Source organism: Sphingopyxis sp. KK2 (assembly GCF_001990265.1).
Lineage (GTDB): Bacteria > Pseudomonadota > Alphaproteobacteria > Sphingomonadales > Sphingomonadaceae > Sphingopyxis.
Genome location: NZ_LYVN01000137.1, coordinates 1 through 10,653, shown reverse-complemented (window position 1 = coordinate 10,653; position 10,653 = coordinate 1). Strand labels below are relative to the sequence as shown.

General features: G+C 66.8%; 8 protein-coding genes. 4 read left to right on the top strand and 4 right to left on the bottom strand.

The window, feature by feature from the left end; genetic code table 11:
• Nucleotides 1–134: 134 nt before the first annotated feature.
• The 3 genes from ahpF to B1A78_RS17740 all read right to left on the bottom strand — a co-directional run bounded on the left by ahpF (nucleotide 135) and on the right by B1A78_RS17740 (nucleotide 3,622).
• Nucleotides 135–1,718, bottom strand: coding sequence for an alkyl hydroperoxide reductase subunit F (gene ahpF / locus B1A78_RS17750; protein WP_077148245.1), 1,584 nt, complete (start codon nucleotides 1,716–1,718; stop codon nucleotides 135–137).
• An 82-nt stretch (nucleotides 1,719–1,800) separates the two neighbouring features.
• On the bottom strand, nucleotides 1,801–2,364 hold the full coding sequence (ahpC, locus tag B1A78_RS17745; protein WP_077148244.1) for an alkyl hydroperoxide reductase subunit C: 564 nt from the start codon (nucleotides 2,362–2,364) through the stop codon (nucleotides 1,801–1,803).
• Between the two features lie 94 nt (nucleotides 2,365–2,458).
• A complete protein-coding gene (locus tag B1A78_RS17740) occupies nucleotides 2,459–3,622 on the bottom strand; it encodes an MFS transporter (protein ID WP_077148243.1) in 1,164 nt (387 codons plus the stop codon).
• Between the two features lie 105 nt (nucleotides 3,623–3,727).
• On the opposite strand from B1A78_RS17740, the gene B1A78_RS17735 reads away from it, so the two are divergent.
• The 4 genes from B1A78_RS17735 to B1A78_RS17720 all read left to right on the top strand — a co-directional run bounded on the left by B1A78_RS17735 (nucleotide 3,728) and on the right by B1A78_RS17720 (nucleotide 8,578).
• On the top strand, nucleotides 3,728–4,633 hold the full coding sequence (locus tag B1A78_RS17735; protein WP_077148242.1) for a LysR family transcriptional regulator: 906 nt from the start codon (nucleotides 3,728–3,730) through the stop codon (nucleotides 4,631–4,633).
• Nucleotides 4,634–4,703: 70 nt separating this feature from the next.
• On the top strand, nucleotides 4,704–5,609 hold the full coding sequence (locus B1A78_RS17730; RefSeq protein ID WP_144037889.1) for a hypothetical protein: 906 nt from the start codon (nucleotides 4,704–4,706) through the stop codon (nucleotides 5,607–5,609).
• A gap of 3 nt (nucleotides 5,610–5,612) precedes the next feature.
• Nucleotides 5,613–7,904 carry a hypothetical protein gene (locus B1A78_RS17725; protein WP_077148240.1) on the top strand — a complete coding sequence of 764 codons (2,292 nt, stop codon included), beginning with the start codon at nucleotides 5,613–5,615 and terminating at the stop codon, nucleotides 7,902–7,904.
• Nucleotides 7,904–8,578 carry a DUF6445 family protein gene (locus B1A78_RS17720; RefSeq protein ID WP_077148239.1) on the top strand — a complete coding sequence of 225 codons (675 nt, stop codon included), beginning with the start codon at nucleotides 7,904–7,906 and terminating at the stop codon, nucleotides 8,576–8,578. Before B1A78_RS17725 ends, B1A78_RS17720 begins: the two co-directional genes overlap by 1 nt.
• A 42-nt stretch (nucleotides 8,579–8,620) precedes the next feature.
• On the opposite strand, the gene B1A78_RS17715 is transcribed toward B1A78_RS17720, so the two are convergent.
• Nucleotides 8,621–10,653: bifunctional diguanylate cyclase/phosphodiesterase (locus tag B1A78_RS17715; RefSeq protein WP_077148238.1), on the bottom strand; the 2,033-nt coding region annotated here is incomplete at its 5' end.

The following is a 10,653-nucleotide window of genomic DNA, read 5'->3' as shown; positions in this document are numbered from 1 at the left end:
CATAAACACCGTCGTCACCCCGGACTTGATCCGGGGTCCCGCTCATCCTGGTCGAAAGCGGGACCCCGGATCAAGTCCGGGGTGACGAAAGAAGGCAATCCTCCCCATGGCTTCGCCACAGGGAGGATTTGGGTTTACGCCGCCTCGGCTTCCGCTTCAGCCGGCAGGCGGATCATATAATCGAACGCCGACAGCGCCGCCTTCGAGCCTTCGCCCATCGCGATGACGATCTGCTTGTACGGCACCGTCGTGCAGTCGCCCGCCGCGAAGACGCCCTTCTGGCTCGTCTCGCCGCGATGATCGACCTCGATCTCGCCGTGGCGCGACAGCGCGACGGCTTCCTTCAGCCATTCGGTATTGGGGACAAGGCCGATCTGGACGAAGATGCCTTCGAGTTCGATCTGGTGCAGTTCGTCCCTGTTGCGGTCCTTGTAGCTGAGGCCCGTCACCTTCTCGCCATCGCCGAGCACTTCGGTGGTCAGCGCCGAAGTGATGATCTTGACGTTGGGCAGGCTGGCGAGCTTGCGCTGCAGCACCGCGTCGGCGCGCAGTTCGCTGTCATATTCGATCAGCGTCACATGCGCGACGAGGCCCGCAAGGTCGATCGCCGCCTCGACGCCGCTGTTGCCGCCGCCGATCACCGCGACGCGCTTGCCCTTGTAGAGCGGGCCGTCGCAGTGCGGGCAGTACGCCACGCCCTTGTTGCGATATTCATCCTCGCCCGGCACGCCGAGCTGGCGCCAGCGCGCGCCGGTCGAGAGGATCACGGTGCGCGCCTTGAGCGACGCGCCGCTCGCGAGCTTCACCTCGTGCAGGCCGCCCTCGACCTTCGCGGGGATCAGCTTTTCGGCGCGCTGGAGGTTCATGATGTCGACATCATAATCCTTCACATGCTGTTCGAGCTGCGCGACGAGCTTCGGGCCTTCGGTGTGCTGGACCGAGATGAAATTCTCGATCGCCATCGTGTCGAGCACCTGCCCGCCGAAACGTTCGGCGGCGATACCGGTCCGGATGCCCTTGCGCGCGGCGTAGATCGCGGCCGCAGCGCCGGCGGGGCCGCCGCCGACGACGAGCACGTCGAAGGCGTCCTTGGCCGCTATTTTCTCGGCGGCTTTCGCTTCGGCGCCGCTGTCGAGCTTCGCGAGGATCTGTTCGAGCTCCATCCGGCCCTGGCCGAAATTCTCGCCATTCAAAAAGATCGTCGGCACCGCCATGATCTTGCGCTCCTCGACCTCGGCCTGGAACAGCCCGCCGTCGATCGCAGTGTGAGTGATGCGCGGGTTGACGACCGACATCAGATTGAGCGCTTGCACGATGTCGGGGCAATTCTGGCACGACAGCGAGAAATAGGTTTCGAAATGATAGTCGCCGTCGAGCGCGGCGACTTGCTCAAGCACCTCGGGCGCGACCTTCGGCGGGTGGCCGCCGACCTGGAGCAGCGCGAGGACGAGCGAGGTGAATTCATGCCCCATCGGGATGCCCGCGAAACGCACCGCGACTTGCGCGTCGCTCGCGCGGCGGATCAGGAAGCTGGGGCGGCGCGCATCATCGTCGGCCTGCGTCACGCTGACCTTGTCCGAGAGCGCGGCAATGTCGTCGAGCAGGGTCGCCAGCTCGGCCGATTTGGCATCGTCGCCGAGCGACGAGATCAGTTCGATCGGTTCACGAAGATTCGTGAGGAGGCCTTGAAGCTGCTGCTTCAGATTGGCGTCGAGCATGGGGAGAGCTCCTGCGAGAGGGGGAGAGAAACCGGGGGGCGGCGATCGTGCCGCCGCCCCTCCGGCAATATGTCAGGCAGACTTAGATCTTGCCGACGAGGTCGAGCGAGGGCGCGAGCGTTTCGGCGCCCTCTTCCCACTTCGCGGGGCAGACTTCGCCCGGGTGGCTGACCCAATATTGCAGCGCCTTGATCTTGCGGAGCAGTTCGGCGGCGTTGCGGCCCACACCCTCGGGGGTGATTTCGAGCAGCTGGATTTCCCCCTGCGGGTCGAGGACGAAGGTGCCGCGATCGGCGAGGCCGACGCCTTCACGCAGGACTTCGAAGTTCTTCGACAGATTGTGGTTCTGATCGCCGACCATGTAATAGTTGATCTTGCCGATCGCCGGCGAGGTGTCGTGCCAGGCCTTGTGGCTGAAATGCGTGTCGGTCGACACGGCATAAACCTCGACGTCCATCTTCTGGAGCGTCGGGTAGATGTCGGCGAGATCCTCGAGTTCGGTCGGGCAGACGAAGGTGAAGTCGGCCGGGTAGAAGAAGAAGACGGCCCATTTGCCCTTCACGCTCTCGTCGCTGATGTCGACGAACTTGCCGTCCTTATAGGCGGTTGCGTTGAAGGGTTTCAGGGTGGTGTTCAGAACGGACATGGAGAGCCTTCCTTTGTTGTTGGAAGGCCCCCCTAGCCACATATGTTGCAGTGCGGAAAGTGAAAAACTCCGGTGCTTTGATCGAAATTTTCGATCAAGCGCAAAGCGCAGCCGCCGGGGCCTTGTTTCGCGTTGTCAGCACGATGGCGAGCCCCGCAAGCGCCATCGCCGCGCCCGCGACCGAGACGACCGGATAGTCGAAACCGAGCCCGATCACTGCGCCGCCGGCTGCCGCACCGATCGCATTGCCGAGGTTGAAGGCGCCGATATTGACCGCCGAGGCGAGATTCGGCGCGTCGGATGCGGCCTCCATCACGCGCATCTGCAGCGGCGGCACGATCGCAAAGGTCGCGACGCCCCAGACGAAGATGGTGATCGGCGCGGCCAGCGGCGATGCCATGGTGATCGCAAAGACCAGCAAGGTCGCGGCCAGCCCGGCGAGCGAGACGATCAGCGTGCGGTCGATCGAACGGTCGGCGAAGAGCCCGCCGAGCCAGTTGCCGAGCGTCAGGCCGAGCCCGTAGATGACGAGCATCGCGGTGACATAAAGCGTGTCCGCCCCCGTCGCCTCGCGCAGGATCGGCGCGATATAGGTGAAGACGGTGAACATGGCGGCCGAGCCGATTGCGGTCAGCGCGAGCGCGACGAGCACGGCGCGGCGGCGCAGCACGCCAAGTTCGGCGAGCATGTCGCCGCCCGCCATATCCTTGAGATCGGGCAGCGCGAAACGCAGCGCCGCCATGGTGACGAGGCCCCAGATCGCGATCGCGCCGAAGGCGGTGCGCCAGCCGAAGCTTTCGCCGATCCACGGTGCCAGCGGCACCCCGACGACATTGGCGAGGGTCAGCCCCATGAACATCGCCGCGACCGCGCTCGCGCGCTTTTCGGGCGGCACGATGCCCGCCGCGACGACCGAGCCGACCCCGAAAAAGGCGCCATGGTTGAGCGAGGTAATGACGCGCGCCGCCATCAGCGTCGTGTAGTCGGCGGCGATCGCCGACAGGAAATTGCCGAGGGTGAAGATGCCCATCAGCGCGATCAGCAGCGTGCGCCGGTTCATCCGCGCGGTGGTGAGCGTCATCAGCGGGGCGCCGAGCAGCACGCCGAGCGCATAGGCCGACACGAGCAGCCCCGCGGCGGGGATCGATACGCCGAGTCCTTCGGCCATGTCGGGGAGCAACCCCATTGGCGCAAATTCGGTGATGCCGATGCCGAACGCCCCGGTGGCGAGCGCGCGAAGCGGAAAATTGACCTTCATGACCCTGTGTCCTGCCCATATTTTATGCAAGGCGCACAGATGGGGGCGGATAATCCCGCCGTTTAGAGCTTGATCGCGCCAAAGATTTGTGCGCCAGATGCAAAGATGGACCGAACCCGCGCCAACCGCACCGGCGAGATGGAGATTTTTGCCACCGCCATCGAACAGGGCAGCTTTTCGGCCGCAGCCCGCCTGCTCGGCCTGTCGCCCTCGGCGGTCAGCCGCATCGTGTCGGCGATCGAGGCGCGGCTGGGGGTACGGCTGCTGCTGCGCTCGACGCGCGCGCTGGCGCTGACCGCCGAGGGCGAGGCTTATCTGCGTGCGGCGCGGCGTATCCTGTCCGACCTCGGCGATGCCGAGCAGGCGATCGCCGACCAGGGCGCCCCGCGCGGGCGGCTGCGGGTGAGCGCGGCGCAGGCGCACGGACGGCTGGCGATCGTGCCGCTGATCGGCGAATTCGTGGCGCTTTATCCGCATATATTGGTCGACATCAGCCTCGCCGACCGGATCGTCGATGTCGCGGGCGGCCAGGCCGATGTTGCGATCCGCTTCGGCCCGCTCGCCGACAGCCCGCTCACCGCGCGCAAGCTGGGCGAGAATCGCCGCATCATCGTCGCCGCCCCCGCCTATCTGGAACGCCATGGCACGCCGCGCGTGCCCGAGGATCTGCACGCGCATAATTGCCTGAACTTCAACTTCCGCCGCGCCGAACCTGTGTGGCCGTTCCGCGACGGTGCGCGCGACTATGCGCTGGCGGTGCAGGGCAATATCGAGGCGAACAATGGCGAGACGCTGGGCCAGCTCGCCGCGATGGGCGTCGGCATCGCGCGCGTCGGCACCTTCGGCGTTGCCGAGGAACTGGCACGCGGCGCACTGATACCGATCCTCGAGGATTATAATCCCGGCGATGTCGAGGCGGTGCATGCGGTCTTTGCCGGCGGCGCGAACACGCCCGCGCGGGTGCGCGTCTTCGTCGACTTTCTCGCCGAACGGCTGACCCGGACCGGCTGACGCCGCCGCGCGCGGCAACGCCCGCTGCGGCCGCCTTGCGGCGGCGGGGGTCGCATGGCACAGTCGGGGCATGACGGGCGGGTTGGACAATCGACTGATAAGGCTGGATTTGCCTGGCGGCGTCGGCGTCACGGCGTCGGACGATCCGGCGTCGCGAGTTCTGGCGCGTTTCTTTTCGGGTTACGACCGCGCCTTCGTGCTGCCCGACGAGCGCGAGGAACTGGACGGGTTCGAAGCGTGCCTGGCGCTCAATGGCAGCCATCGTCACGCCTATGGCCGCACGCACAGCGAGCTGGTCGCGGTCTTTGAGGACGAAGCCGGGACGCTGCTCGGCGGCGCCAACTTCCTCGCCACCGCGATCGACCGTGGTGCCCACCTGCCCCCGGCGGCGATCGCGCTCAACTATGTCTATGTCGAGGAAGCCGCGCGCGGGCGCGGGATGCTGCGCGTCATCCTCGGCGCGGTGCGGCAACTCGCGCTGATCGCGCTCGGCCTCGATCCCGCGGGCCCCGCACCCGCGATCTTCATCGAGCAGAATGACCCGCTGCGGCTGACCGCCGAGGAATATGCCGCCGACACCGCGCATTCGGGGACCGACCAGGTCGACCGGCTGGCGATCTGGGCGCGCGTCGGCACGCGCATCGTCGATTTCCCCTATGTCCAGCCCGCGCTGTCGGCGACGCAGCAGCCCGACGATGGCCTGATCTATGCCGCGGTCGATTATCCGGGCGCGGCGGTCGATGCCGGGCTGCTCCACGACCATCTCGAAAGCTTCTTCGGCATTTCGGTGCGCAAGGGCGAAGAGGAAGCGCCGGGCGGGGTCGCAGCGGCGCAGCTTGCCGAACTGGCGGCGCGGGGCGCGCCGGTGGCGCTGCTGCCGATGGAGCCGGCGATCGACTGGATGCGCAGCGGGCGTCCGGTCGCGGACCATGACAGCTTCCGCGCGCTCGCCGCCGCGGCGGCGGGGGAGGCATAGCCGATGGCGGTGCGGGGCGACTGGCGCGACGCGCAGGGCTTTGAAAGCGCGCGGTCGGGTACGCTCTATTGGACGCTGTCGCTCTATATCGACCCCGACCGCGTCGCCGAGGCGGTCGGGCAAAAGGGCAAGCCCGTCGCGCACGGCCAGTTCGGCGCGGTGCAGCGCGCGCATTTGCCTTCGGTGATGCTGCGCAACGCGATCGATCCGCTGTTCAACGACATCGCCGACCGCGAGGTCCAGGGCGAGGTGCAGGAGCATCTGCTCGCCGCGGTCGACGCCCCCGCGGGCGACCATGCCGCAACCCCGGCGGGCGAGCGCGCGCGGCGCAAGGCCGCCGACAAGGCGATCCGCCGCCACGAACGGCTGGTCTTCAAGTTGCCGCCCGCGATCTCCTGGTCGACCGAGGGGCTGCGCTATCGCGCCGCGCCGCCGGGGCTGAAGGACGATCGCGCGGTGCGCTTTCGCCGCTTTTGGCTCGCGCACAACAATGGTGCGCTCAGCTATCACATGAGCTTCAGCCATCATTATGCCTCGCTCGCCACCGCCGGCGACGAGGGCGGCTACGACCCCGCGACCTATTATTTCCTGTCGCTGCTGCAAAAGCTCGCGGCGCCCAAGGAGTTCGAGCTCGACGCGCGCCACGGCGGCGAGGCGTCGGTGTTCGACGCCGATCTGGGGATCGCGCCGCTCGACGACATCGCCGTGCGCGGCGCACGCGGCAAGGCCGAACGCTTCTGGCCGTTCGTGCGCGCGCAATTGCTCGAGGACGGCAAGGCGCTGCTCGACCGGCTGGCGACGGTGACGGGAACGACCCCGATGGCCGAACTGGACGATATATTGATCGACAAGGTGCCGTTCATCGAGGTGCCGGGGCTGAAGGTACCCAAGTCGCGCTTCATGTTCCTGATCCACGACGAGCGTTTCTTCAAACGGCTGATGCCGCTCGACCCCGCGTCGGGCGAGAGCGCAGCGCGCAAGGCGATGGTGCAGGAACCCTGTTACCAGCCCTATCAGGACGAACTCGCCGCGCGCGTCGACAAGGCGTCGAAGGGCAATGGCGTGGTCCAGCTCGACGCCAAATTCTGGGACTGGGTGACGGCGCGGCCCGACTATGCCGAGTGGATCGGCGGCGAGCGGCCGAATCTGCGCCGCGTCGACGGCGGCGCCTTTGCCAACGTCGAGGCCTTGTCCGAGGCGATCCGCACCGACGGCGCCGAATGGGTCGAATATCGCGCCGACGGGTCGGTCGAATCGCAGACCTCGCTCGCCAAGATCCCGGCGTTCGAAGCGCGTCGGACCGACTGCATCGACTATCTGTTCCTCGCCGGGTTCAACCAGAATATCATCGATTTCATGAACCAGGATACGTCGGAGATCCTCGACAGCATCGACCCCATCTATCCCGACAGCAGCGAACAGTCCGACGAGCGTTTCTTCGTCCGTTACGCCAACCACCGCGCGATGATCAGCTATGTGCCGAAGAGCCGCAGCCTCGAGACGGGCAACGACTATATCGGCACCTGTCCCTATGCCTTTCTGATCCACGCAATGTCGCTGCACAACGAGTTCCTCGCGCGCGAGCATGAGGCGAAGAGCATGGCGCGGATCGAGCGGATCGAATGGCATGTCGCCAGGGGCGAACGCCGCCCCGTCGGCCCGATGAGCGCGGCGGCCGAGCGGCTGGACGACGACGAACCGCTGAGCGGGCGCGACGATTTCGACAAGGCCGAAACCGCGATCAACCAGGCCAAGCTCGCCGATTATCGCGAGTATGAACGCTTCCGCTACGCGAACCCCTTTCGCTACGACACCGAACGCGACGTCTTCGCCAAGCTCGAGGAGCTGCGCGGCACCAAGCGCAAGAAGGACGCGCTCGCGCTCGCAGTCGCGAGCCTCGAGGACCATGCGAGCGACCTGCAGCGACGCCACCAGGCCGATGCCGACAAGGCGGCGGCGCGGCGCGAGACGCAGCTCAACATCCTGCTCGGCGGCACCGGGGTCTTCGGCGCGGGGCAGATGATCTACTGGATCGGCGACACCGCGATCGGCGGCACCAGCGCCGGCGAAAATGCAAAGCCCGTGACGCTCGACTATCTGGGCCTGCCCGGCGTCGAGCTGACCGGACCCCAGATCATGCACGCGACCGAGACGGTGATGGCCTATGCGCTGATCCTCTTCGTCATCGCGCTCTTCTATATCGCGGGCGACATCGGCTGGACCGCGCTGCGCGGCACGCGGCTCGGCGACCGGATCGCGGCGCGGCTGGCGCGGCTCCGCCCCCCGCGCCGCTGATGGCGGCGGCGCTGCAAGTCGCGGCGATCGGCGAGGAGGCGCAGCCGCTTTGCATCCTCGACGATTTCGCCCCCGACCCCGGCGCGCTGCGCGATTTCGCCGCGACGGCGGCGTTCGAGGCTGCGCTCCACCATTATCCCGGCATCCGCGCCGCGCTGCCCACGGGATATTTCGCGGCGCGGCTGCCGGCGATCGCCGCGGCGGCGGCCGCGGCGTTCGGGCGCAGCGGTCCGATCGACGTCATCGACGCGAGCTTCTCGATCGTCACCACGCCGGTCGAAGCATTGAACATCGCGCAGCGCCTGCCGCATGTCGACGCCTTCACCCCCGACCGCATCGCCTTCATCCATTATCTGTCGCCGGACGGCGGCGACGGCACCGCCTTTTTCCGTCACCGCGCGACCGGCTTCGAGACCGTGACCGAGGACCGCCGCGAGCTTTATTTCCGCCAGCTCGACACCGAACTGCGCCATCGCGGCCCGCCGCCGCCCGCCTATGTCGCGGGCGACACCCCGCTCTTCGCCTGCACCCATGTCGCCGAGGCACGCGATAATCGCGCGCTGCTCTATCGCAGCAGCAACCTCCACAGCGGCGCGATTTCGCCGGGCGCTGCGCTGTCCGCCGACCCGCGCGCGGGGCGGCTGACGGTGACGGCGTTCCTGTCGATCAGTTGAGGGAATGGCGCAGGCGCTTCGCGGTCGATTGAGCCGCGCGCTTTAAACTGCAGCGGCAACCGCATTGCCGAGATAAAGTTCCTCGAACACGGCGGCCGTGACGGGCTCGCCGAACCAATAGCCTTGCGCTTCTTCGCATCCATAGGAGCGCAGAAACGCGGCATCTTCCTCCTTCTCCACCCCCTCGGCGATGACGCCGGTGCCGAGACGACGCGCCATTTCGAGCACGCCGGTCACGATCACGCGATCGCGTTCCGAGCTGCGCATGAGGAAGGTGAAGCTCTTGTCGATCTTGATATGCGTGACCGGGATCTCGCGCAGAAGATTGAGCGAGGCAAACCCGGTTCCGAAATCGTCAAAGGACAGGGAAACCCCGAGCGCGCGCAGCTCTTCCAGATGCTTGGCGATATCCTCGTCTTCGTGAAGCACGATATTTTCGGTGATCTCGAGCTCGAGCGCGTCCGCGGCGAGCGTATATCGTTGCAACGCCGCAGCGACGATCTCCACCAGATCCCCTCGCCGGAACTGGGCGGCCGACAGGTTGACGCCCATTCGGAAGGCGGGATCGATCTTTCGCCAGGCCGCCGCCTGCCTGCACGCCTCGTCGAGCACCCAGGCGCCGACCGGGGCGGCAAGGACACCGGCGTCGAGCGCGGGAAGAAAGGCCGATGGCGGCAGAAGGCCGCGCGTCGGATGCTTCCAGCGAATGAGCGCTTCGGCGCCGGCAAGTGAGTGATCGGCAAGCCGCACTTGCGGCTGATAGAAGAGCCGGAATTCCTGTCGTTCGAACGCACGATGGAGTTCGGCATCATACATGCGCCGGGCTACGGCTTCCGCCCGCAGGTTTGGAATGAAATGAAAGGATGTGCCCGGACCGCGCTGGCGCGACTGAAACAGCGCAAGTTCCGCGCTGCCGATCAGTTCGGCATCGCTCGTTCCATGGGCCGGTGCGACGGCGATACCGATGTTGCCCGCGAGGCGCACCTCATGCCCGTCGACATGGATCGGCACCGCGATGGCGGAAAGAATCCGGTCGGCGAGCGCATCCAGCGCAAGCGGGTCGTGGCTGTCGGCGAGCAGCGCGAAGGCGGCACCGCCGATCCGAGCGACGAAATCGAGGCCGCCGCCGATCTCTTCAAGCCGCCCGGCGATCTGGGCGAGGACAGCATCGCCGGCAGCATGGCCGAGCGTATTGTTGATGTCGGCGAATCCACCCAGGTCGGCGACGAGGATCGCGAGCGGCGTCGCGGTGATTATTTCGGCAATGCGGGTCCGGAGCAGGTTGAGGTTGGGGAGGCCGGTCAGGCTGTCATAATTGGCGAGCCGGTAAAGCGCCTCATGCTCGCGGCGCACCTCGGTCATGTCGCGGACGATCGTCCCGAAATGCAGCACGCCGCCTTCGTGCCAATGGGACCAGTGGATTTCGCCTGGAAAGCGCTCGCCCGACGCGCGCACCCCGGTAAGCGGGGTCGCCTCGGCAAGCGGCGTGCCGCCGCCGATCACGCGTGCAATCGCTGCATTCACGAGCGGGTGGTCGCGCTCATCGATGATGCGGTCGATCGATTCGCCCACCATCTCAGCCTCGCTATGCCCGAACATCGCGGCGGCGGCGAGGTTCCAGGCCGTGACCCGCGCGTCGGTGCCGAAGCAGATGACGGCGTTGGGCGAGGTTGCCGCACTTGCCTCGAACCGGCTCGGCTGTGCGGCTGCCTGCGTTTCCAGACGACGGAGTTCGAGGCGATCCGAAACGAGCGCTGCCAGATCCTTGAGGCGACGGCGGTCGGCGAGCGCGAAGGCGGCATGGGGTGATCCGTCGAGCACGCACAGCGCGCCGAGCGCATGCCCCGATGGCGATTTCAGCGCCACACCGGCATAGAAGCGGACCAGCCCGGCCTTGACGAGCGGATTGTCGTGAAAGCGGGGGTCGTGCGCGGCGTCCTCGACGACCATGACATCATCTTGATTGATCGCGTGGGCGCAGAAGCTCACGTCGCGCGACATGTCGCATTCAGCGACCCCCTCGCTCGCGGCCAGGAAAACATGATCGTCGCCGATCATATTGACGGCAGCGGCGG

Bases quoted from the DNA above. Each gene is read 5' to 3' on its own strand.
- ahpF (WP_077148245.1), bottom strand. From the start codon at position 1,718: ATGCTCGACGCCAATCTGAAGCAGCAGCTTCAAGGCCTCCTCACGAAT.
- ahpC (WP_077148244.1), bottom strand. From the start codon at position 2,364: ATGTCCGTTCTGAACACCACCCTGAAACCCTTCAACGCAACCGCCTAT.
- B1A78_RS17740 (WP_077148243.1), bottom strand. From the start codon at position 3,622: ATGAAGGTCAATTTTCCGCTTCGCGCGCTCGCCACCGGGGCGTTCGGC.
- B1A78_RS17735 (WP_077148242.1), top strand. From the start codon at position 3,728: ATGGACCGAACCCGCGCCAACCGCACCGGCGAGATGGAGATTTTTGCC.
- B1A78_RS17730 (WP_144037889.1), top strand. From the start codon at position 4,704: ATGACGGGCGGGTTGGACAATCGACTGATAAGGCTGGATTTGCCTGGC.
- B1A78_RS17725 (WP_077148240.1), top strand. From the start codon at position 5,613: ATGGCGGTGCGGGGCGACTGGCGCGACGCGCAGGGCTTTGAAAGCGCG.
- B1A78_RS17720 (WP_077148239.1), top strand. From the start codon at position 7,904: ATGGCGGCGGCGCTGCAAGTCGCGGCGATCGGCGAGGAGGCGCAGCCG.